Origin of the sequence: Rhodobacter sp. NSM, assembly GCF_052244495.1 — a bacterium.
Classification (GTDB): domain Bacteria; phylum Pseudomonadota; class Alphaproteobacteria; order Rhodobacterales; family Rhodobacteraceae; genus Cereibacter_A.
Window position 1 is genome coordinate 392,848 of the sequence record NZ_JBQPXH010000001.1, and the last position, 20,035, is coordinate 412,882.

Sequence of the window (20,035 nt, forward strand, 5' to 3'; positions counted from 1 at the left end):
GGGCGTCCGGCTAAAGAAGCGCGAGGATGCGCTGCGCCTCGCTGTGGATGTCGGTGAGCTTGTCGCGATCCTCGCCCGGGAAGAACCGGCCGCGTGTCGCCGTCGGAAGCGGGTTCGGAGTCTCGATCAGCACGCGGGGGCCGATCTTGCGGGTCTCGGCCTGCCAGCTGCGGACAAGCGCCATCTGAGCGGCCTTGGTCGCGCCATAGGCGCCGAAGAACGGCTCGCCGCCGCGGGGGTCGTCGAAGAAGAGGGCCGTACCCTGGCCCGCGCGCAGCAGCGGCTCGACCATGGGGATCAGGAGGCCGGTGGCGCGGACGTTCGTCGCGATGGACTTGTCCCAGTCCTTCGGATCCAGGTGGCCGGTCGGGCACAGGGGGGCCGCATGCACCGCGGCATGAACCCAGAGGTGCACCGCGCCCCAGCGGTCATAGATCGAGCGGCAGAGGTGGCGCATGGCGTCATCGTTGGTCACATCCATCGGCGCGAGCGTCGCGGGCTCTGAGCCGGGGCGGCGGCCCTGGATGCGGTCGTCCATGTCCTCGAGCCCACCGGTGGTGCGGGCGACGGCCACGACATGCCAGCCCGCCACGCCGAGTTCCTCGGCGATCGCGGTGCCGAGCCCGCGCGAGGCTCCGGTAACGAGGGCGATGCGGGGCGAGGGCAGGGTGCTCATCGACGTGGCCTTCCGACTGTAACTGCGCCACGGCTCCGGGCCGGGCGCCTCAGCCTATGGCCGGAAACGCCGGAGGGTGCAAGCAGGGGCCGGTCGGGCCATGACGGCGGTTTACTGGGCCGCCTTCATTTCGAAGCCCTGCTCGATCTTGTCGGAGGGAGCGACCGGATAGTCGCCCGAGAAGCAGGCGTCGCAATACCGCGGCGCCTTTGCATCCCGGCCTCCTGCCTCGCCGACGGCGCGGTAAAGGCCGTCGAGCGAGATGAAACGGAGCGAATCCACGCCGATCCATTCGCGCATCTCATCCTCGGACATGTTCGCGGCGAGAAGCTTGGCCCGCTCGGGCGTGTCCACGCCGTAGAAGCAGGGCCAGGCGGTCGGCGGCGAAGCGATGCGGAAATGGACCTCCGCCGCGCCCGCATCGAGGATCATGTCCTTGATCTTGCGCGACGTCGTGCCGCGAACCACCGAGTCGTCCACGAGGATCACCCGCTTGCCCTTGATGAGCGCGCGGTTGACGTTGAGCTTGAGGCGCACGCCCATGTTGCGAATCTGCTCGGTCGGCTCGATGAAGGTCCGCCCCATGTACTGGTTGCGGATGATGCCCATGGCATAGGGGATGCCCGATTCCTGGCTGAAGCCGATGGCGGCCGGTGTGCCCGAGTCGGGCACGGGGCAGACGAGGTCGGCCTCGACCGGGGCTTCCTTCGCGAGTTCCACGCCGATCTGGCGCCGCGTCTCGTAGACCGAGCGGCCGCCGAGGATCGAGTCGGGCCGCGAGAAATAGACATGTTCGAAGATGCAGAAGCGGGCGGCACGGCGCTCGAAGGGGTGAAAGCTCTCGATGCCGCGCTCGTCGATCACCACCATCTCGCCCGGCTCGACCTCGCGCACGAACTCGGCGCCGATGATGTCGAGCCCGCAGGTCTCGGAGGAGAGCGCCCAGCCGTCGCCGATCCGGCCGATGACGAGCGGGCGCACGCCCAGCGGGTCGCGGACACCGATCAGCTTCGTGCGCGTCATGGCCACGACCGAAAAGGCGCCCTCGACGCGGCGCAACGCGTCCTTCATCCGCTCGGGGATGTTCTTCTGGATCGAGCGCGCCATCAGATGGATGATGCACTCGCTGTCCGAGGAGGACTGGAAGATCGAGCCGCGCTCGATCAGCTCCCGGCGGAGGGCCGATGCGTTCGTGAGATTGCCATTGTGGGCGATGGCCGCGCCGCCCATGGCGAACTCGCCGAAGAAGGGCTGCACGTCGCGGATGGCAGTGGCGCCCTTCGAACCGGCAGTGGAGTAGCGCACATGCCCGATGGCCAGCGCGCCGGGCAGGGTTGCCATCGTGTCAGGATCGGTGAAGTTGTCCCGGACGTAGCCGAAGCGGCGGGCCGAGTTGAAGCCCTGCTCGGGGTCGTAGGAGACGATGCCGCCCGCCTCCTGCCCGCGGTGCTGCAGGGCGTGCATGCCGAGGGCCACGAAGTTGGCCGCGTCGGATACACCGATGACACCGAAAACGCCGCATTCTTCCTTCAACTTGTCATCGTCGAAGGGGTGGCTCAGGAAGGGGCGCATGGGAGGGCTCCGAATCCGAGGGGAGATTGGCCCCTCATGTAGTGGCTTGTCACGCCGCTGTCACCCTCGCAAAGCCGCAGCTTTTCAGTTGGCGGGTGCCGAGGGCGCAGTTGCCTGTCCGGCAGGCGGCGCGCAGCTGCTGACCAGCTGCTCGTAGCGGGCAACGATCCAGCCGGGCGCATCGGAGGGGATCGACTGGTCGATGTTCTCCTGGAACGAGGCGAAGACGCGGGCCGAGCGTGAATTATCGACCATCGGGATGGTTTCGGAGGCCACGGCTCGGTCATAGACGATCAGCGCCACCGCCACGAGCACCACGCCTCGCAGGACGCCGAAGAGGAAGCCGAGGCTCTGGTCGAGGCCGCCGAGCGCAGAATTACGGATCGCGGAGGAGAAGAGGGGCGTGAAGAGCGACAGGATCACAAGTCCGAGCGCGAAGACGGCGGCGAAGGAGGCGATGATCGACAGCTCGCAGCTGTCGCCGAGGAAGTCGCCGAGCACGGGAATTTCCTTGATCAGCGGCTGGGCCTGCGGCGCGAAGACGAAGGCGAGGACCGCCGCCGCGATCCAGCCGGCAATGGCCATGACCTCGCGCACTAGCCCGCGCGAGTAGGCGAGGATCGCCGACAGCACGATGACGGCCGCGACCACGGCGTCGATGATGGTAAAGCCTTCCATGTGCCTGCTCCTTCGGCGTTACCCAGCCCCGAACATCTCACCCACGAATGCCGCGAGGTCGGGCATCTGGCGCACCCGCATCCCCTCGTCCTGGCCCAATTTCGAGCGGGTCGGCGCAACTGCCTGCGAGAAACCAAGTTTCGAGGCCTCTTTCAAGCGGCTTTCCGTCTGCGTCACCGGGCGGAGGGCACCCGAGAGGGAGATCTCGCCGAAAAGCACCATGTCGGGCGGAATTGCCACATCTTCGCGGGCCGAGACGAGGGCCGCGGCCACGGCGAGGTCGGCGGCAGGCTCGGAGACGCGCATTCCGCCCGCCACGTTGAGGAAGACATCGAGGCCCGCGAAAGGGATGCCGCAGCGCGCCTCGAGGACGGCGAGGATGGTCGAGAGCCGGCCGCTGTCGAGGCCCACCACGGTCCGGCGCGGTGTGCCGAGCGGAGAGGGAGAGACAAGGGCCTGGATCTCGGTGAGGACGGGGCGGGTACCCTCGATCCCCGCGAAGACGGCCGAGCCCGGCGCGGGCTGGTCGCGGTCCGACAGGAAGAGGGCGGAGGGATTGGCCACCTGCGCGAGCCCGCCGCCGGTCATCTCGAAGACGCCGATCTCGTCGGCCGGCCCGAAGCGGTTCTTGACCGCCCGCAGGATGCGGAACTGGTGGCCGCGCTCGCCCTCGAAATAGAGCACGGTATCGACCATGTGCTCGACGACGCGGGGGCCGGCGATCTGGCCCTCCTTCGTCACATGGCCGACGATGACGATGGCCACGCCGCGCCGCTTGGCAAAGGTCACGAGTTCGTGCGCCGAGGCGCGGACCTGCGCGACCGAGCCGGGAGCGGAGTCCACGGTGTCGAGCCACATGGTCTGGATCGAGTCGATGATGGCGAGGGCGGGGCGCTCGGCATCGAGGGTGGTCAGGATGTCGCGCAGGTTGGTCTCGGCCCCCAGCGCCACGGGCGCCTGCCCGAGCCCGAGCCGCTGGGCGCGCATCCGCACCTGTGCCGCGGCCTCCTCGCCGGAGATGTAGAGGCACTTCACGCCGCTGGCGGCGAAGCTTGCGGCAGCCTGGAGAAGGAGGGTCGATTTGCCGATGCCCGGGTCGCCTCCGACGAGGATCGCCGAGGCAGGCACGAGGCCGCCGCCGAGCACGCGGTCAAGCTCGTCCATGCCCGAGGAGGTCCGCGGCGGCGGCGCCTCCTCGGTCGCGAGGTCGGTCAGCGCGATGGTGCGCCCCTTGGAGCCGAGCGCCTTCGGCCCGCTCGACAGCGGCGTTTCCTCTATGATCGAGTTCCAGGCGCCGCAGGCGTCGCAGCGTCCAGCCCACTTGCGGTGGACGGCGCCGCAGGTCTGGCAGGTGAAGACGGGGGAGGACTTGGCCATGGCGCCTTTTGCCCGCTCGCGCGGGGGGGCGCAAGCGGGCAGGCGGAGGCCTGCCGCAGGGCCGTTCAATGCGGGCGCGAGGGAGGAGGGGCGGCGGTCCGGCTCGCGCCGCCTGCCCGCCGGGATGTTACGCAGGTAAGCGTGTGGGAAGGAGACGCCGCAGGGCCGGTCAGCGCGCGGGCGTCAGGAAGGAGATGGAGAGGGAGGCCAGGATGCAGCCGGTGAAGAGCCAGAGGCCCCAGGCGGTCTCGACCGTTGCGAGGCCCACGCCCTTGATGAGCACGATATAGAGCGCGATCAGGAAGATGTCGGCCATCGCGAGCCTTCCCAGCAGGTGAAGCGCGGGCAGGACGCGGGGCGAGAGCAGTCGGGCGTGGAGGAGCGCGAGGCCGATGGTCTTGAGGTAGGGCGCGAAGATCGCGAAGAAGGTGACGAGCAGCGCGAGGCCGACGTCGGTGCCCCAGAGCGACTGGAGGCCGGAGACGACGGAGATCTCGGAAAGACCGAAGAGCGGCAGCATTCCCGCCCGCATCAGCGGCGCGAACCAGGCGACCGGGAAGAGGAGGAGAAGCGCGAGGTTGGCCGCGCGCAGCATCCTAGCGCAGCGCCTCGATCGGGCCTTCGGCTCGGCCGTGGATGAACTGCTGGACGTAAGGGTCGGGCGTGGTGTCAAGCTCGGACACCGGGCCGGTCCAGCGGATCTTGCCGCGGTGGAGCATCGCCACGTTGTCCGCGATGGCGCGGACCGAGGTCATGTCGTGGGTGATGGTCATGGCGGTCGCACCCATCTCGGTCACGATTTCGCGGATGAGGTCGTTGATGACGCCTGCCATGATCGGGTCGAGGCCGGTTGTGGGCTCGTCGAAGAAGATGATCTCTGGGTCGGCTGCAATGGCACGGGCCAAGCCCACGCGCTTCTGCATCCCGCCCGAAAGCTCGGCCGGATAAAGGTCGGCCACCTGCGGGCCGAGGCCCACGCGGCGCAGCTTCTCGATGGCGATCGCGCGCGCCTCGGCCTTGGGTCGCTTCTGTGCGCCGCGCAGCAGGCGGAAGGCCACGTTCTCCCACACATGAAGCGAGTCGAAGAGAGCCGCCCCCTGGAAGAGCATCCCGAAGCGGGCGAGGAAGGCGTCGCGCTCGGCGCGGGTCACGTCTTCGTCGTTCAGGAGAATCCGGCCCGCATCGGGGGTGACGAGCCCGAGGATGCACTTGAGCAGCACGGACTTGCCCGTGCCCGAGCCGCCGATGATGACCATCGAGCTGTTGCTTTCGACGCGGAGGTCGATGCCGCGCAGGACCTGGTTCGCGCCGAAGCGCTTGGTGACGCCGGACAGTTCGATCATGAGGTGAAGAACACCTCCGTCAGCAGGTAGTTGGCGGCAAGGATCAGGACGGAGGCCGCCACGACGGCGGATTTCGTTGCGCGGCCGACGCCCTGTGCGCCACGGCCGGAATTCATGCCGTGATAGCAGCCCATCAGCGCCACGATGAAGCCGAAGGCCGCACCCTTCACGAGGCCCGAGCCCACGTCCCAGACCTCGAGGAACTCGACGGTATTCCTGATGTAGGTGGCGGAGTTGAAGTCGAGCCGGTTGACGCCCACAAGCCAGCCCCCGGCGATGCCGATGGAGTCGCCGACGGCCACGAGGACCGGGACGGCGAGCGTCGCGGCGAGCACGCGGGGCACGGCGAGATACTTGAGAGGGTTCGTGGAGAGGGTGACGAGCGCGTCGATCTGCTCGGTCACCTTCATGGTGCCGATCTCGGCCGCGATGGAAGAAGCGACGCGGGCCGCGACCATGAGTCCGCCAAGGACGGGGCCGAGTTCGCGCGTCATGCCGATAGCGACGATCGAGGGCACGACCGCCTCGGCCGAGAAGCGCGCGCCGCCGGCATAGATCTGGAGCGCGAGCGCGCCGCCGGTGAAGATCGCGGTCAGGCCAACGACCGGCAGCGAGAGCCAGCCGATCTGCACGAGTGCGTGCAGGAATTCGCGCGGGTAGAAGGGTGGGCGAAACAGGTGGCTGACGATCGCGCCCGCGAAGAGCGCAATGCGGCCGATGGCGGCCAGGGCTGCGAATGTCGCCCGTCCGACGGCGGCGATGGGCGCGGCGGGGCTCACGCCGAGAGGGCCCCGTAGCGGCGCTGGTAGCGGCGGCCGAGGCTGGTCATGATCTCGTAGCCGATCGTTCCGGCGATGTCGGCCAGATCGTCGGGCGTCTGGTGCGGGCCCAGGATGTCGAGCGTTTCGGGCACTTCCTGAAGATGGCTCACGTCCACCGTGATCAGGTCCATCGAGACGCGGCCGACGAGCGGGCAGGGCACGCGGCCGGCATGGAGTGTCGCCTTCGACGAGAGGGTGCGGGGCAGCCCGTCGGCATAACCTGCGGCGACGGTTGCGATGGTCGAAGTATGCTCGGCCATCCAGGTGTTGGAGTAGCCGACCGGCTCGCCGATCTCGACCTCGCGCACCTGGATCACCGGCAGCGAGAGACGCACGACGGGGCGGGCGTCCTCGAAGGGGCGGCCGCCGTAGAGGCCGATGCCGGGGCGCGTCAGTTCGAAGTGCCAGTCCGCGCCGAGGAGGATGCCGCCGGTGGCCGAGAGGGAGCGCGGCACACCGGTGCCGTCGGTCATGGCGCGGAAGGCCCGCAGCTGCTCGGTGTTCATCGGATGATCCGGATCGTCTGCACAGGCGAGGTGGCTCATCAGAAGTTCGGGACCCGCTTCGAGGGCGGTGGCTGCCACGGCCTCCCATTCGACGGGCTCGAGGCCAAGACGATTCATGCCGGTGTCGAGCTGGATGCCGAAGGACTGCCCGCCGAGCGTCTCGAAATGCCGGGTGAGCTGCTCGATCGAGTTCAGCATGGGCGTGAGGTCGAAGTCGCGGACGAGGGCCGTGTCGCCCTCCATGTGACCTGAGAAGACGCAGATCTGAGGGCCGGATCCGAGGGTGCGGCGAACCTCCGCGCCTTCCTCGCAGGTCGCGACGAAGAAGCGCCGTGCGCCGGCCCGGGCGAGGGCATGGGCGACCTTCGCCGCGCCGAGCCCGTAGGAATCCGCCTTCACGACGGCGCCGGTCTGGCAGTCGGAGGCGGTCATCTGGTCGAGCGCGCGCCAGTTGGCGGCGATGGCGTCCAGGTCGATGGTGAGGGTCGCGGTGGCCATGGCGGTGTTTTCACCGCTGCGCGCGCGAGGTCAAGGGGAGAAAGCCCCTGCATGCCCGCGCATCATCCCCCAAAGCGCGATCGGCCATTCCGGCGGCGCCCGCCGTGCCATCCTTGTTCGACCTCCGCAGGCCCGCTGCCCGGGATGCCTGCAGGGTGGCGTCGTGAGGGTGTCCGGAGGGCAGGCCCATGGGACAGGAGCTTAGAAGCCGGACCCCTGCGCGAGCCGCTGGCGGGTGCAACATGGATCCGGATCGGCCACGGGCGACCAACCTGTCGCGCTGCCGCGGCGGCGAAGCCGGGTGGCGCGCTGGCGCGCCCGCTGATAAAGGGCGGCAAATCCATTGCGAGGAGACCTGCCATGTTCGATCTGACGGGGAAATCGGCGCTGATCACCGGCGCGTCTGGCGGCATCGGCGGAGGCATCGCCCGCGCGCTCCATGCCGCGGGCGCCACCGTGGCGCTGTCGGGCACGCGGACCGGTCCGCTGGAGGAACTGGCAGCCGAGCTCGGGGCGCGCGCCCATGTCCTGGCCTGCGACCTCTCCGATGCGGCGGCGGTCGAAGCACTGCCGAAGCGGGCGGCCGAGGCGATGGGCGCGGTGGACATCCTCGTCAACAATGCGGGTGTCACCCGCGACCAGCTGGCCATGCGCATGTCGGACGAGGACTGGGCGCAGGTGATCGAGGTGAACCTGACCTCGACCTTCCGTCTCTGCCGCGGTGTCCTGCGCGGCATGATGAAGGCGCGCTGGGGCCGGATCGTCAACATCACCTCGATCGTGGGCGCGACCGGCAACCCGGGTCAGGCCAATTACGCGGCCTCGAAGGCGGGTGTCGTGGCCATGTCCAAGAGCTTCGCTGCCGAGGTGGCGAGCCGCGGGATCACCGTCAATGCGGTGGCACCGGGCTTCATCGCCACCGCCATGACGGACAAGCTGAACGACGAGCAGAAGGGGCGGATCCTCGGTCAGGTGCCGATGGGGCGGATGGGCGAGCCGGGCGACATCGCGGCCGCCGTGCTCTACCTTTCGAGCGTCGAGGCCGGCTATGTTACCGGGGCCACGCTGCATGTGAACGGCGGCATGGCGATGCTGTGAATTTGCCTGTGGGGATGCGGCACTTTCGGCACGGGAAAGCGTTTGCCTTGACGATGGAGCCTTGCTATAGGCCCGTCAGAGTTGCCGGGGCTGATGCCGCCGGCCCAACCGCACCAGTTGCCTGCAGGGGCAAGGGACAACGAGCCGGGAACCCTCCCGCAACGAATGAGGAAGTGACATGAGCGACATCGCTGATCGCGTGAAGAAGATCGTCGTCGAGCATCTGGGCGTCGAAGAGGAAAAGGTGACCGAGAACGCCTCGTTCATCGACGACCTCGGCGCGGACAGCCTCGACACGGTCGAGCTCGTGATGGCCTTCGAGGAAGAGTTCGGCATCGAGATCCCGGACGATGCGGCCGAGACCATCCAGACCTTTGGCGATGCGGTGAAGTTCATCTCGGAAGCCGCCTGAGCTTTCGCCGGACGAAGTGAAGTCCGGGACATAGAACCCCCGTCGAGCCCGGCTCGGCGGGGGTTTTCTCATTTGGGCGCGACGCGTGAGAGCGGGTGCATGAAGCGGGGGTGCCGGCTGCGGGGGCATCGAACCCCCGCAGCCGGCCCTGCCGGGGAAGGGGCTGCTGCCGTCTCGGGACGGCCGGCCGGTGGAAGGCCGCCACGCCGGTCCCGTCTTGCGCCGTGGCTGCGCTCGTGCCCAAGCCTCCGTGTCTTGACGCGGATCGCACATGGGAGGCGATGCAGGACGCGGGCAGGTCGGGGACAGGAGACCGGCAGTGGCTTTGTCCGTGGCAACGCCGCGCGAGGGGGTTCGATGCCCCCTCGCGCGGCACGCCCTCGAGATGCCGGCGGACGGGCGCATGGCCGCGGCTCCGCTTGTTGCGAAGGGCGGTGGCCGCGTGTAAGACCCCAAGCCACAAGGGCCCCTGCAGGGGCTGGCAGAGGAGTCATGGCATGCGTCGAGTGGTTGTCACGGGGCTGGGCATGGTCACGCCGCTGGCTTGCGGCGTCGAGGAGACCTGGAAGCGCCTGCTGGCCGGGAAGTCCGGAGCGGGCCTCATCACCCGGTTCGACACGTCGAACGTGATCACGCAATACGCCTGCGAGATCCCGCTGGGCGACGGATCCGACGGCACCTTCAACGCCGACGACTGGATGGAGCCGAAGGACCGGCGCAAGGTCGACGACTTCATCCTCTACGCCATGGCGGCGGCCGATCAGGCGGTGAGCGACTCCGGCTGGATGCCGCAGACCGAGGAAGAGCGCTGCCGCACCGGCGTCATGATCGGCTCGGGCATTGGTGGACTTTCGGCCATCGCCGATACGGCCGTGCTCATCCGGGAGAAGGGGCCGAAGCGTGTCTCGCCGTTCTTCATCCCCTCGGCGCTGATCAACCTCGCCTCGGGGCAGGTCTCGATCCGCTTCGGCTACAAGGGGCCGAACCACGCGGTCGTCACCGCTTGTTCGACGGGCGCCCATGCGATCGGCGACGCGGCACGGCTGATCCAGCTTGGCGATGCCGACGTGATGCTGGCGGGCGGTGCCGAAAGCCCGATCTCCGAGATCGGCATTGCTGGCTTCAATGCCTGCAAGGCGCTCTCGACCAAGCGCGGCAACGAGCCTGAGGCGGCCTCGCGGCCGTGGGATGCGGACCGCGACGGTTTCGTCATGGGCGAGGGCGCCGGTGTCGTCGTGCTCGAGGAATACGAGCATGCGCGGGCCCGCGGCGCGAAGATCTATGCCGAGGTGCTGGGCTACGGCCTGTCGGGGGATGCCTACCACATCACCGCCCCGTCCGAGGACGGCGACGGCGGGTTCCGCTCGATGACCATGGCCCTGAAGCGCGCGGGCCTCGACCCCTCGGCCATCGACTACATAAACGCGCATGGCACCTCGACGATGGCCGACGTGATCGAGCTTGGCGCGGTCGAGCGTCTGCTGGGCGATGCCGCGGCCGGCGCCACCATGTCCTCGACGAAATCGAGCATCGGGCACCTTCTGGGCGCGGCTGGCGCCGTCGAGGCGATCTTCTGCACGCTGGCGATCCGCGATCAGGTCGCGCCGCCCACGCTGAACCTCGAAAATCCGTCGGTCGAGGCGAAGATCGACCTCGCGCCCAAGGCGGCGCGGCCGCGGAAGATCGATGTGGCGCTGTCGAACTCCTTCGGGTTCGGCGGCACGAATGCCTCGCTGGTCCTCGGGAAGGTGGCTTCGTGATGTGGCGCTCCGTCGCCTCCAATGCCCTGACGCTGTTCATCGTGGTGCTGGTTGCGGCGGCGGGGCTTCTCGCCTGGGGACGTCAGGAATTCACAGGCTCCGGCCCGCTTGCCGAGCCGGTCTGCCTGCGGGTCGAGCGGGGCGACTCGCTCTCGGCGGTCAGTCGGCGGCTCGAGTCGGAGGGCGCGGTGAGCGATGCGCGGATCTTCCGGATCGGTGCCGACTATTCCGACAAGGCCGCCGGGCTGAAGTTCGGCAGCTACCTGCTGCCGGCGGGCGCCTCGATGGCGCAGATCCTCGATATCCTGACGGCGGGCGGACAGTCGACCTGCGGGCGTGAGGTGAACTACCGCATCGGCGTCGTGGCGGCCGAGATCATCCTGCGCGAGTTCGACGCGGCTGCAGGCCGGTACGAAGAGGTGGCGAAGTTCGTCCCGGGCGAGGGTGAGGCGCCGGCCGCCTATGCCGAAGCGGCGGAACAGGGCGACTTGCGCTGGCGCGTGACGCTCGCCGAGGGTGTGACGAGCTGGCAGGTGGTGGAGAGCCTGCGCAAGGCTGACTTCCTGGCCGGCAAGGTCGAGGAGGTTCCGCCCGAGGGTTCGCTTGCGCCCGACAGCTACGAGGTGGCGCGGGGCGATGATCGCTCGGAGCTGCTTGCGCAGATGCAGGAGCGTCAGGCGCGCATCATCGCCGAGCTCTGGGCCGCGCGCGCGCCGGACCTGCCCTACGACACGCAGGAAGAGGCGATGATCATGGCGAGCATCGTCGAGAAGGAGACGGGCATTTCGAGCGAACGCCCGCAGGTGGCGAGCGTCTTCGTCAACCGCCTTGCGAAGGGTATGCGTCTGCAGACCGACCCCACGGTCATCTACGGCATCACCGAGGGCAAGGGCGCGCTGGGGCGCGGATTGCGTCAGAGCGAGCTGCGTCGCCGGACCGACTACAACACCTATGTGATCGAGGGCCTGCCGCCGACGCCCATCGCCAATCCCGGGCGCCTGTCGATCGAAGCGGCGCTCGCCCCGGCCAAGACGGACTACCTCTATTTCGTGGCGGATGGCAGCGGCGGACACGCCTTTGCGGCGACTTTGGCCGAGCACAACCGCAATGTCGCCGCCTGGCGGAAGATCGAGGCCGAGCGCGGGATGCCGCCGCCGGTCGGCATCCAGGGCGAGTGAGGTTGCGGAGACTCTTGACAAGGCGTTAACGCATCGGTCGATAAGTGTTTGATTGGGAACGGTTTTCCGCTTGACTTGGCGCGCGGTCCGTTGTATCCCTTGTGACAAGCTGGAAGAGGTGGGCAAGCGGCACGGGGCAACCCGGGGCCGCTTTTCCTTTGGCCGGTCGAACCTCGGGAGGCGGAAGCAGCAGCGCATGACGATCGTCAACAAACCCCCGCCGGTGGATCTGCTGGCGGAGACGGAGGAGCTTTATCGCGAGGCGGCCGAGGATCTCGTCCGCGCCCGCAGGAAGCTGTCGGAGGGCCGGACCGAGGAAGTTCGCGCCGCCGTTCAGGCGGTGAAGGACCTGAAGGCCGCACTTCAACTGGTGATGGATGAGAGGGCGAGGGTTGAAAAGCTACGCAGAACCGCGGGCGGCATCGTGCACGACTACGCCCTCGACTTCGAGGCGGCCAGAGTTGAGATCGGGCGCCGCCTGGCTCGCCTCCGCGACGCCGGCCATTGTGGATGAGTTTCTCGGGCAGTTGAGCGCGAACGCGCTTCTGTCGCTGCCCTGGATGTTCGAGTTCTGGGCGTTACCGCACCAGCTTCCTCCCGTGGGCAGCTGGAAGAGCTGGGTGGTGATGGGCGGCCGCGGCGCCGGCAAGACGCGGGCGGGTGCCGAATGGGTGCGATCCGAGGTGGAAGGTGCAAAGCCCGGCGATCCGGGTCGGTCGCGCCATGTGGCGCTGGTGGGCGAGACCATCGACCAGGCGCGGGAAGTCATGGTCTTCGGCGAGAGCGGCATCCTCGCCTGCTCGCCGCCGGACCGGCGGCCGGAATGGGAGGCGGGACGAAGGCGCCTTGTCTGGCCCAATGGCGCGGTGGCGCAGGTCTTCTCGGCGCATGATCCCGAGAGCCTCCGCGGTCCGCAGTTCGACGCCGCCTGGGCCGACGAACTGGCGAAATGGGCGCATTCGGAGGAAGCTTGGGACATGTTGCAGTTCTCGCTGCGGCTGGGAGACCAGCCTCGGCAGGTGGTGACGACGACGCCCCGCAACGTGCCGGTGCTGCGTCACATCCTCGACAATCCCTCGACGGTGGTCACCCACGCGCCGACGGAGGCCAACCGGGCCTATCTCGCGCGGTCCTTCCTCGAGGAGGTTCACGCCCGTTACGACGGCACGCGGCTTGGACGACAGGAACTGGAAGGGCAGCTGCTGGAGGATTCGGAAGGCGCGCTCTGGACCACGGAGCAGATCGAGGCGCTGCGGACGGACAAGGCCGGGCCGCTCGACCGGACCGTGGTGGCGGTCGATCCGCCGGTGACCGGGCACGAGGGGTCGGACGAATGCGGAATCGTGGTCGTGGGCGCGCGCATGGGTGGACCTCCGCAGGACTGGGAAGCTGTGGTGCTGGAAGATGCCTCCGTCCGTGCTGCGAGCCCCGATCGGTGGGCACGCGCGGCACTCGAGGCCATGCGTCGGCATGATGCAGACCGGCTTGTCGCCGAGGTGAACCAGGGCGGGGATCTCGTCGAGGCGGTCATCCGTCAGATCGATCCTCTGGTGCCGTTCCGTGCCGTCCATGCCTCGCGCGGGAAGGCTGCGCGGGCCGAGCCCGTGGCGGCGCTTTACGAGCAGGGACGGGTGCGGCACCTGCGGGGGCTGGGTGAGCTTGAGGACCAGATGTGCCGGATGACGCTGCGCGGCTTTGAGGGCCGCGGCTCGCCGGACCGGATGGATGCGCTGGTCTGGGCGCTGACCGACCTGATGATCGAGCCCGCGCGGGCCTGGATCAACCCGAGGATGCGCCTGCTCTGAAACCGCCTTCCGTGGCGGAGTGATCCGCGGCCGCTGCCGCGGAGCGATGGCGCATGTCCGTGCGACAAAGGAGTTCTTGCCGATGCTGTTCGACTTCCTGAGGAAGCCTGCCCCCGTGCCCGAGCGCAAGGCCTCGGCCACCGGCCCGGTGATGGGCTGGAGCACGGGGCGCGTGGCCTGGAGCGCGCGGGATACCGTGTCGCTGACGCGCAACGGGTTTCTGGGCAATCCGATCGCCTTCCGTTCGGTGAAGCTCATCTCGGAGGCGGCTGCGGCCCTGCCCTTGGTGCTGCAGGACGCTGGTCGCCGGTACGACAGCCACCCGATGCTGGAGCTGATCGCGCGGCCGAACCCGCTGCAGGGACGGGCAGAGCTGCTCGAGGCCCTCTATGCCCAGCTCATGCTGACCGGGAACGCCTATCTCGAGGCGGTGCCGGGCCTGTCGCGGCTGCCGGGAGAACTGCATCTGTTGCGCTCGGACCGGATGAGCCTTGTTCCGGGGCCGGATGGCTGGCCCGTGGCCTATGACTACTCGGTTGGCGGGCGGCGGATCCGCTTCGACATGACCGGCGAAAGGCCGATCTGCCATATCAGGACCTTTCACCCGCAGGACGATCACTACGGCTTCTCGCCGCTGCAGGCAGCCGCCGTGGCGCTCGACGTGCATGTGGCGGCGTCCGCCTGGTCCAAGGCGCTGCTGGACAACGCCGCGCGCCCGTCCGGAGCCATCGTCTATCGCGGAGCGGATGGACAGGGTTCGCTCTCGGCAGAGCAATACGACCGGCTGGTGGGCGAGATCGAAGCCAACCATCAGGGCGCGAGGAACGCCGGAAGGCCGATGCTGCTGGAAGGCGGGCTCGACTGGAAGCCGATGGGTTTCTCGCCCTCGGACATGGAGTTCCACACGACGAAGGAGGCCGCGGCGCGCGAGATCGCCATCGCCTTCGGGGTGCCGCCGATGCTGCTCGGAATACCGGGCGAGGCGACCTACGCGAATTATCAGGAGGCGCATCGGGCCTTCTACCGGCTGACGGTGCTTCCGCTGGCCTCGAAGGTCACGGCCGCGATCTCGCATTGGCTGGTGGGATTCACCGGCGAGGCGGTGGAGTTGCGACCGGACCTCGACCAGGTGCCTGCGCTCGCCGAGGAGCGGGACCAGCAATGGTCGCGCGTGGCTGCGGCGGATTTCCTGACCGAAGCAGAGAAGCGGATGCTCCTTGGTCTGCCGAGGATTGCGGAGGGCGGGTGAAATGGATCAGGGCGGCTCGCGGTTTCTCTTCCAGAGTTTCGATGCGGCCCACGCGAGGATTGACGCCAACGAGCGCGTCGCAGGAGAGCGCTGGACCGCGCTCGATTTCCGGCTCGGCCGGATCGAGAACGGGCTGGAGCGGGTGGAGCAGCGGATGTGGCTCTGGCTTTACGGTGTTGCGGCCTTCCTGCTGATGCAGGGGGCCGAGGCCGTCGTGCGAGCCCTTTTGGAGTGAGCGGATGAGGATGAGAGACGAGTTCGGTGCGCCCGAGCGGAAGTTCCACCGGCCCGAGACCGGGCTCGTTCTGTCGGAGGGTTCGATGATCGAGGGCTATGCATCGATCTTCGGACGGCCGGACAATGGTGGAGACGTGGTGGCGCGGGGGGCCTATGCCGTTTCGCTCGAGGCCATGAAGTCCCAGGGGCGGCGGGTGAAGATGCTCTGGCAGCACGATCCCGCCGAGGTGATCGGTGTCTGGGACGAGGTGCACGAGGACGAGACGGGCCTCTGGGTCAAGGGGCGCATCCTGACGGAGATCGGCCGGGGCCGCGAGGCCGCCACGCTGATTGCGGCGGGGGCGATCGACGGCCTTTCGATCGGCTACCGCACCGTTCGCGCGGAGCGGGACACGAAGGGACACCGGGTGCTGACCGAGATCGAGCTGTGGGAGGTGTCGCTCGTCACCTTCCCGATGCTGCCCGAGGCGCGTGTCGCCTCCAAGGGCGAAGACCATGACGAGCTGGACTGGCGGGACATTGCCGAGCTCTTCGAGGATGCGCGGCTGAGCCTCTCCTGTTCCTGACCCGAACGATCACAAGCCAGAGGAAGACAAGAATGACCGAGACCTGGGCTCGGGCCGGGACAGGCATGTCCGCAGGCCCCGACCCGGCCATGGAGGCAAAAGCCGCGATGGCCGGGTTTCTGAATGAAGTCAGATCCTTTCAGGATGAAGTGAAGAGTGCGTTGCAACAACAGGAAGAGCGTTTGACCATGCTGGACCGCAAAACCATGACCTACGGGCGCCCGGCGCTTTCGGCGGCGGCCGAGCAGGAGGTGCCGCACCGGAAGGCCTTCGGCTCCTATCTCCGCTCGGGCGACGACGACGGCCTTCGTGGTCTCGTCCTGGAGGGCAAGGCGATGACCACCTCGGTCGCCGCCGACGGTGGCTATCTGGTCGATCCCCAGACGTCCGAGACGATCCGCTCGATGCTTGTCTCGACCGCCTCGATCCGTCAGATCGCCGGTGTCGTCAACGTCGAGGCCACGAGTTTCGACGTGCTGATCGACCGGACGGAGGTTGGCTCGGGCTGGGCCACCGAGACCAGCGCGATCAGCGACAGCGCGACGCCGACCATCGAGCGGATCTCGATCAAGCTGCACGAACTGTCGGCGATGCCGAAGGCCAGCCAGCGCCTGCTGGACGACTCTGCCTTCGACGTCGAGGGCTGGCTGGCCGGAAAGATCGCGACGCGCTTCATTCGGGCCGAGAGCGCGGCCTTCGTCAGCGGCGACGGGACCGACAAGCCGCGGGGCTTCCTGGCTCCGACGAAGGTGGCCAACACCTCCTGGGCCTGGGGCAGCATCGGCTATGTCCCGTCGGGTGCTGCGAGCGACTTCCTCGCGTCGAACCCGGCCGACTGCATCATCAGCCTCATCTATTCGCTTGGCGCAGATTACCGGGCGAATGCGACCTTCGTGATGAATTCCAAGACGGCGGGCGCGGTGCGGAAGATGAAGGACTCGGATGGCCGGTTCCTCTGGTCCGACGGGCTGGCCGCGGCGGAGCCTGCGCGGCTGATGGGCTATCCGGTGCTGCTCTGCGAGGACATGCCGGACATCGCCGCGGGTGCCTATGCCATCGCATTCGGCGACTTTGCGGCTGGCTACACCATCGCCGAGCGTCCGGAGGTTCGGGTTCTGCGCGATCCCTTCTCGGCCAAGCCGCACGTTCTCTTCTACGCGACCAAGCGGGTCGGCGGCGACGTCACGGATTATGCGGCCATCAAGCTGCTGAAGATCGCGGTGTCCTGACGGGCATCGCGCAATGCCGCCCCCGCGTGGGGCGGCGGGCGCGCGCCGGCCTTCCGGCGTGCGCCTCCCTCGGGTTTTCGGAGGTCTTTCCATGATGTTGATCGAGCAGACGCCGGTACCGGACGGCTCCTTGCCGATTGCCGAGATGAAGGAGCATCTGCGTCTCGGCAGCGGGTTTGCCGATGAGGGGCTGCAGGACGGCCTGCTCGCCCGAGTCCTTCGCGCTGCGATGACGAGCATCGAAGGGCGCACTGGCAAGGTGCTGCTTTCGCATCGCTTCCTGATGGTGCTCGACGACTGGCGCACCGAGGAGGCGCAGGCACTGCCGGTGGCACCGGTAAGCGAAGTGGTCTCTGTCACTCTGGTTGACGGGGCGGAACGCATGCTGCCGGTAGCGCCCAGCCTGTGGCGGCTCGTGCGGGACCAGCATCGTCCCAAGCTGATGCCACGGGTGGCACTGCTGCCGACCGTGCCGGACGACGGGCGGATCGAGATCCTCTTCGAGGCGGGCTTCGGCCCGAGATGGTCCGACATCCCGTCGGATCTCTCTCTGGCGGTGATGCTGCTCGCCGCCGAGTTCTACGAGAACCGTTACGAGCCGGGAACCGGTGGGGGCGGCTTGCCCGTATGCGTCACCGGCCTGATCGAGCGCTGGCGGACGGTGCGCGTCCTCGGCGGAGGAGCCGCATGATGCGCGAGATGCTCAACCGCAGGCTGGTGCTCGAGGCTCCGCTCGCCGAGGACGACGGTGCGGGCGGCAGTCTCGTTGCCTGGGCCGGTCTCGGCACGCTCTGGGCCCGGATCGAGGGCGGGACGGGTCGCGAGGTGGCAGCCGTGGAAATTCCCGTGGGGTCGGTGCCTCTCAGGATCACGGTGCGGGCGTCGCCGATGGGATCGATGGCGCGGCCGGAAGCGGGGCAGAGGTTTCGGGAGGGCAGACGGACCTATCCGATCCTTGCCGTGACCGAAAAGGACGCGGGCGGCCGCTACCTCACCTGCTTCGCGCGCGAGGAGGATCCGGCATGAGCTATGGCGGCGCGGCCGCTCTTCAGGCGGCCCTCTTTCAGCGGCTCGCCACATGGCCGGAGCTTTCGGGAGTGCCGCTTCACGATGCGGTTCCGCAGGCAGGCGGTCGCGGCACCTGGGTCCTGATTGGCCCCGAGGACGTGCGGGACGCATCGGACGGAACAGGTGGCGGTACCGAACACCGCTTTACCGTCAGCGTGATATCGGAGGCAGCCGGCTTCCTTGGTGCCAAGCGGATCGCCGGGACGATCTCGGATGCACTGGTGGACGCCCCGCTCGAATTGGCGCGCGGGCGGCTCGTGGGATTGCGTTTCCTGAGGGCGGCGGCGCGCCGGCTCGGCTCGGGCAGCGCGCGACGGATCGACATGACATTCCGCGCGAGGATCGAGGACTGAACGCGGGCGCCTGACATCAAGGAGAAAACGCATGGGCGTGCAGAATGGAAAGGACCTGCTGGTCAAGGTGGACCTCACCGGCGGCGGCGGGTTCGAGACGATGGCGGGCCTTCGGGCAACGCGCATCAGCTTCAACGCGGAGACCGTGGACGTGACTTCGCTCGAAAGTCAGGGCGGCTGGCGCGAACTTCTGGCAGGGGCCGGCGTGAAGTCAGCCTCGATATCGGGGTCGGGCGTCTTTCGCGACGCCGAGACCGACGAACGGGCGCGAGCCCTCTTCTTCGCCGGCGAGGCACCGCGGTTTCAGGTGGTCATTCCGAGCTTCGGGATTGTCGAGGGCCCCTTCCTGATCTCCGGCATCGAATATGCTGGCAGCCACAATGGCGAGGCCACCTACGAGATGACCCTCGCCTCGGCGGGCAAGCTGATCTTCACGGCGCTCTGATGGCCAATCCATGGACGGGGGAAGTGGAGATCTGGCTCGATGGCCGGTGCCACAGCGGCAAGCTCACGCTGGGAGCGCTTGCGGAACTGGAAGCCGGACTGGGCGCGGACAGTCTGATCTCCCTCGCGGAGCGCTTCGAGCGGCGATCCTTTTCGGCCCGAGACGTGCTTGCCGTGCTGGTGGCGGGGCTGCGCGGAGGAGGGTGGCAGGGCTCGGCAGAGGATCTCCGGCATGCGGATGTGGGCGGCGGTCCGCTCGGTGCGGCCCGAGCAGCGGCGGAGCTTCTCGCGCGGGCCTTCGCGCTTCCCGAGGACTGAGATGAGTGGGCTGGACTGGCCCGCGCTCCTGCGAGCAGGCATCCAGGGTCTGCGGCTTTCGCCCGAGGAGTTCTGGCGCCTGACGCCGGCCGAACTGAGGATCATGCTGGGGGCGGCCGCGTCGCCGCCCCTGTCGCGTGCGCGGCTGCAGGAACTGCTGCGCGCCTATCCGGACCTGCAAAAGGAGCGGGATGATGGCTGACATGGAAACGCTCGAGGATCAGGTGGCCGCGCTCGAGACCACCTTGGGAGGTGCCGCCGGGATGACCGCCGCCTTCGAAGCCGAGCTTGCGCGGATGCGGGACTCGATGCTGTTCACCAGCCGCGAAGTCGACCGTCTGTCCAGCGGGGTCGGCACCGGCCTGCGACATGCGTTCGAGGGCGTGGTCTTTGATGGCATGAAATTGTCGGATGCCATGCAGGGCCTTGCCCAGTCGATCTCGCGCACGGTGTATTCGGTGGCGATGAGGCCGGTGCAGGATGCGGTGTCAGGCTTCGTCGCGAACGGGCTCAACTCGATCCTCGGCGGGCTTCTGCCCTTCTCGGAAGGGGCGGCCTTCTCGCAGGGAAGGGTGATGCCCTTTGCGCGCGGAGGCGTGGTCGCGGGTGCGACCGCCTTTCCCCTTCGCGGCGCCACGGGCCTGATGGGCGAGGCGGGGCCCGAAGCCATCCTGCCTCTTGCGCGCGGTGCGGACGGGCGGCTCGGCGTTCAGGCGGGCGGCGGGCGCGCCGTCCAGGTTGTGATGAACGTGGCCACGCCCGACGTGCGGGGTTTTGAACGCAGCCGAGGCCAGATCGCCGCACAAGTGAGCCGGATGCTCTCGCGCGGGCAGCGGAACGGATAGGG

The 20,035-nt window shown here is 68.3% G+C and carries 25 protein-coding genes; 17 read left to right on the top strand and 8 right to left on the bottom strand.

From position 1 onward, the window contains the following. Positions 1 to 10: 10 nt before the first annotated feature. From ACTVZP_RS01815 to alr, 8 genes are all read right to left on the bottom strand, one after another. Positions 11 to 676, bottom strand: coding sequence for an SDR family oxidoreductase (locus ACTVZP_RS01815; protein WP_443210369.1), 666 nt, complete (start codon positions 674 to 676; stop codon positions 11 to 13). A 111-nt stretch (positions 677 to 787) separates the two neighbouring features. Continuing rightward, complete coding sequence (purF, locus tag ACTVZP_RS01820) at positions 788 to 2,248, bottom strand: amidophosphoribosyltransferase (RefSeq protein WP_443210370.1); 1,461 nt, start codon at positions 2,246 to 2,248, stop codon at positions 788 to 790. A gap of 84 nt (positions 2,249 to 2,332) precedes the next feature. After that, positions 2,333 to 2,926, bottom strand: coding sequence for a CvpA family protein (locus tag ACTVZP_RS01825; protein ID WP_443210371.1), 594 nt, complete (start codon positions 2,924 to 2,926; stop codon positions 2,333 to 2,335). A gap of 18 nt (positions 2,927 to 2,944) precedes the next feature. Next, entirely contained in the window at positions 2,945 to 4,303 is a 1,359-nt protein-coding gene (radA, locus tag ACTVZP_RS01830; protein ID WP_443210372.1) for a DNA repair protein RadA, read from the bottom strand. A gap of 169 nt (positions 4,304 to 4,472) precedes the next feature. Further along, complete coding sequence (locus tag ACTVZP_RS01835; protein ID WP_443210373.1) at positions 4,473 to 4,898, bottom strand: paraquat-inducible protein A; 426 nt, start codon at positions 4,896 to 4,898, stop codon at positions 4,473 to 4,475. A gap of 1 nt (position 4,899) precedes the next feature. Then, positions 4,900 to 5,646 (bottom strand): ABC transporter ATP-binding protein, encoded by a 747-nt coding sequence (locus tag ACTVZP_RS01840; protein ID WP_443210374.1) that lies wholly within the window; start codon positions 5,644 to 5,646, stop codon positions 4,900 to 4,902. Beyond that, positions 5,643 to 6,425 carry an MlaE family ABC transporter permease gene (locus ACTVZP_RS01845; protein ID WP_443210375.1) on the bottom strand — a complete coding sequence of 261 codons (783 nt, stop codon included), beginning with the start codon at positions 6,423 to 6,425 and terminating at the stop codon, positions 5,643 to 5,645. Before ACTVZP_RS01845 ends, ACTVZP_RS01840 begins: the two co-directional genes overlap by 4 nt. Beyond that, positions 6,422 to 7,471 carry an alanine racemase gene (gene alr, locus ACTVZP_RS01850; protein ID WP_443210376.1) on the bottom strand — a complete coding sequence of 350 codons (1,050 nt, stop codon included), beginning with the start codon at positions 7,469 to 7,471 and terminating at the stop codon, positions 6,422 to 6,424. Before alr ends, ACTVZP_RS01845 begins: the two co-directional genes overlap by 4 nt. A gap of 360 nt (positions 7,472 to 7,831) precedes the next feature. On the opposite strand from alr, the gene fabG reads away from it, so the two are divergent. The 17 genes from fabG to ACTVZP_RS01935 all read left to right on the top strand — a co-directional run bounded on the left by fabG (position 7,832) and on the right by ACTVZP_RS01935 (position 20,033). Continuing rightward, a complete protein-coding gene (gene fabG / locus ACTVZP_RS01855; RefSeq protein ID WP_443210377.1) occupies positions 7,832 to 8,569 on the top strand; it encodes a 3-oxoacyl-[acyl-carrier-protein] reductase in 738 nt (245 codons plus the stop codon). Positions 8,570 to 8,747: 178 nt separating this feature from the next. Continuing rightward, positions 8,748 to 8,981, top strand: a complete 234-nt coding sequence (locus tag ACTVZP_RS01860) for an acyl carrier protein (RefSeq protein ID WP_002719616.1) — start codon at positions 8,748 to 8,750, stop codon at positions 8,979 to 8,981. Positions 8,982 to 9,478: 497 nt separating this feature from the next. Beyond that, the gene (gene fabF, locus ACTVZP_RS01865; protein ID WP_443210378.1) at positions 9,479 to 10,741 is read left to right on the top strand and encodes a beta-ketoacyl-ACP synthase II; all 1,263 of its coding nucleotides are present in this window, start codon (positions 9,479 to 9,481) and stop codon (positions 10,739 to 10,741) included. Then, positions 10,741 to 11,919 carry an endolytic transglycosylase MltG gene (mltG, locus tag ACTVZP_RS01870; RefSeq protein WP_443210379.1) on the top strand — a complete coding sequence of 393 codons (1,179 nt, stop codon included), beginning with the start codon at positions 10,741 to 10,743 and terminating at the stop codon, positions 11,917 to 11,919. Before fabF ends, mltG begins: the two co-directional genes overlap by 1 nt. Positions 11,920 to 12,115: 196 nt before the next feature. Beyond that, on the top strand, positions 12,116 to 12,433 hold the full coding sequence (locus ACTVZP_RS01875) for a hypothetical protein (protein ID WP_443210380.1): 318 nt from the start codon (positions 12,116 to 12,118) through the stop codon (positions 12,431 to 12,433). Beyond that, entirely contained in the window at positions 12,426 to 13,724 is a 1,299-nt protein-coding gene (locus ACTVZP_RS01880) for a DNA-packaging protein (protein ID WP_443210381.1), read from the top strand. The genes ACTVZP_RS01875 and ACTVZP_RS01880 overlap by 8 nt, the downstream gene beginning before the upstream one ends. 82 nt (positions 13,725 to 13,806) lie before the next feature. Next, entirely contained in the window at positions 13,807 to 14,973 is a 1,167-nt protein-coding gene (locus tag ACTVZP_RS01885; protein WP_443210382.1) for a phage portal protein, read from the top strand. A gap of 1 nt (position 14,974) precedes the next feature. Further along, entirely contained in the window at positions 14,975 to 15,208 is a 234-nt protein-coding gene (locus ACTVZP_RS01890) for a GTA head formation protein, RCAP_rcc01685 family (RefSeq protein ID WP_137457894.1), read from the top strand. Positions 15,209 to 15,212: 4 nt separating this feature from the next. Further along, positions 15,213 to 15,776 carry an HK97 family phage prohead protease gene (locus ACTVZP_RS01895; RefSeq protein ID WP_443210383.1) on the top strand — a complete coding sequence of 188 codons (564 nt, stop codon included), beginning with the start codon at positions 15,213 to 15,215 and terminating at the stop codon, positions 15,774 to 15,776. A gap of 32 nt (positions 15,777 to 15,808) precedes the next feature. Continuing rightward, a complete protein-coding gene (locus ACTVZP_RS01900; protein WP_443210384.1) occupies positions 15,809 to 17,005 on the top strand; it encodes a phage major capsid protein in 1,197 nt (398 codons plus the stop codon). 91 nt (positions 17,006 to 17,096) lie between these two features. After that, positions 17,097 to 17,696: a head-tail connector protein gene (locus tag ACTVZP_RS01905; RefSeq protein WP_443210385.1), complete on the top strand. Its 600-nt coding sequence runs from the start codon at positions 17,097 to 17,099 to the stop codon at positions 17,694 to 17,696. Continuing rightward, the gene (locus tag ACTVZP_RS01910) at positions 17,696 to 18,031 is read left to right on the top strand and encodes a head-tail adaptor protein (protein ID WP_443210386.1); all 336 of its coding nucleotides are present in this window, start codon (positions 17,696 to 17,698) and stop codon (positions 18,029 to 18,031) included. Before ACTVZP_RS01905 ends, ACTVZP_RS01910 begins: the two co-directional genes overlap by 1 nt. Next, positions 18,028 to 18,426, top strand: coding sequence for a DUF3168 domain-containing protein (locus ACTVZP_RS01915; protein ID WP_443210387.1), 399 nt, complete (start codon positions 18,028 to 18,030; stop codon positions 18,424 to 18,426). Before ACTVZP_RS01910 ends, ACTVZP_RS01915 begins: the two co-directional genes overlap by 4 nt. Positions 18,427 to 18,457: 31 nt before the next feature. Next, positions 18,458 to 18,871: a phage major tail protein, TP901-1 family gene (locus ACTVZP_RS01920; protein WP_443210388.1), complete on the top strand. Its 414-nt coding sequence runs from the start codon at positions 18,458 to 18,460 to the stop codon at positions 18,869 to 18,871. Further along, positions 18,871 to 19,188: a gene transfer agent family protein gene (locus tag ACTVZP_RS01925; protein WP_443210389.1), complete on the top strand. Its 318-nt coding sequence runs from the start codon at positions 18,871 to 18,873 to the stop codon at positions 19,186 to 19,188. Before ACTVZP_RS01920 ends, ACTVZP_RS01925 begins: the two co-directional genes overlap by 1 nt. Position 19,189: 1 nt before the next feature. Continuing rightward, a complete protein-coding gene (locus tag ACTVZP_RS01930; protein WP_443210390.1) occupies positions 19,190 to 19,390 on the top strand; it encodes a rcc01693 family protein in 201 nt (66 codons plus the stop codon). Beyond that, positions 19,383 to 20,033 carry a phage tail tape measure protein gene (locus tag ACTVZP_RS01935; protein ID WP_443210391.1) on the top strand — a complete coding sequence of 217 codons (651 nt, stop codon included), beginning with the start codon at positions 19,383 to 19,385 and terminating at the stop codon, positions 20,031 to 20,033. Before ACTVZP_RS01930 ends, ACTVZP_RS01935 begins: the two co-directional genes overlap by 8 nt. Positions 20,034 to 20,035 lie beyond the last annotated feature (2 nt).

Bases quoted from the DNA above. Each gene is read 5' to 3' on its own strand.
- alr (WP_443210376.1), bottom strand. From the start codon at position 7,471: ATGGCCACCGCGACCCTCACCATCGACCTGGACGCCATCGCCGCCAAC.
- ACTVZP_RS01925 (WP_443210389.1), top strand. From the start codon at position 18,871: ATGGCCAATCCATGGACGGGGGAAGTGGAGATCTGGCTCGATGGCCGG.
- ACTVZP_RS01835 (WP_443210373.1), bottom strand. From the start codon at position 4,898: ATGCTGCGCGCGGCCAACCTCGCGCTTCTCCTCCTCTTCCCGGTCGCC.
- ACTVZP_RS01895 (WP_443210383.1), top strand. From the start codon at position 15,213: ATGAGGATGAGAGACGAGTTCGGTGCGCCCGAGCGGAAGTTCCACCGG.
- ACTVZP_RS01910 (WP_443210386.1), top strand. From the start codon at position 17,696: ATGCGCGAGATGCTCAACCGCAGGCTGGTGCTCGAGGCTCCGCTCGCC.
- ACTVZP_RS01920 (WP_443210388.1), top strand. From the start codon at position 18,458: ATGGGCGTGCAGAATGGAAAGGACCTGCTGGTCAAGGTGGACCTCACC.
- ACTVZP_RS01825 (WP_443210371.1), bottom strand. From the start codon at position 2,926: ATGGAAGGCTTTACCATCATCGACGCCGTGGTCGCGGCCGTCATCGTG.
- ACTVZP_RS01815 (WP_443210369.1), bottom strand. From the start codon at position 676: ATGAGCACCCTGCCCTCGCCCCGCATCGCCCTCGTTACCGGAGCCTCG.
- ACTVZP_RS01875 (WP_443210380.1), top strand. From the start codon at position 12,116: ATGACGATCGTCAACAAACCCCCGCCGGTGGATCTGCTGGCGGAGACG.
- purF (WP_443210370.1), bottom strand. From the start codon at position 2,248: ATGCGCCCCTTCCTGAGCCACCCCTTCGACGATGACAAGTTGAAGGAA.
- ACTVZP_RS01900 (WP_443210384.1), top strand. From the start codon at position 15,809: ATGACCGAGACCTGGGCTCGGGCCGGGACAGGCATGTCCGCAGGCCCC.
- mltG (WP_443210379.1), top strand. From the start codon at position 10,741: ATGTGGCGCTCCGTCGCCTCCAATGCCCTGACGCTGTTCATCGTGGTG.
- ACTVZP_RS01905 (WP_443210385.1), top strand. From the start codon at position 17,097: ATGATGTTGATCGAGCAGACGCCGGTACCGGACGGCTCCTTGCCGATT.
- ACTVZP_RS01860 (WP_002719616.1), top strand. From the start codon at position 8,748: ATGAGCGACATCGCTGATCGCGTGAAGAAGATCGTCGTCGAGCATCTG.
- ACTVZP_RS01840 (WP_443210374.1), bottom strand. From the start codon at position 5,646: ATGATCGAACTGTCCGGCGTCACCAAGCGCTTCGGCGCGAACCAGGTC.
- fabG (WP_443210377.1), top strand. From the start codon at position 7,832: ATGTTCGATCTGACGGGGAAATCGGCGCTGATCACCGGCGCGTCTGGC.
- ACTVZP_RS01930 (WP_443210390.1), top strand. From the start codon at position 19,190: ATGAGTGGGCTGGACTGGCCCGCGCTCCTGCGAGCAGGCATCCAGGGT.
- radA (WP_443210372.1), bottom strand. From the start codon at position 4,303: ATGGCCAAGTCCTCCCCCGTCTTCACCTGCCAGACCTGCGGCGCCGTC.
- fabF (WP_443210378.1), top strand. From the start codon at position 9,479: ATGCGTCGAGTGGTTGTCACGGGGCTGGGCATGGTCACGCCGCTGGCT.
- ACTVZP_RS01935 (WP_443210391.1), top strand. From the start codon at position 19,383: ATGGCTGACATGGAAACGCTCGAGGATCAGGTGGCCGCGCTCGAGACC.
- ACTVZP_RS01885 (WP_443210382.1), top strand. From the start codon at position 13,807: ATGCTGTTCGACTTCCTGAGGAAGCCTGCCCCCGTGCCCGAGCGCAAG.
- ACTVZP_RS01915 (WP_443210387.1), top strand. From the start codon at position 18,028: ATGAGCTATGGCGGCGCGGCCGCTCTTCAGGCGGCCCTCTTTCAGCGG.
- ACTVZP_RS01890 (WP_137457894.1), top strand. From the start codon at position 14,975: ATGGATCAGGGCGGCTCGCGGTTTCTCTTCCAGAGTTTCGATGCGGCC.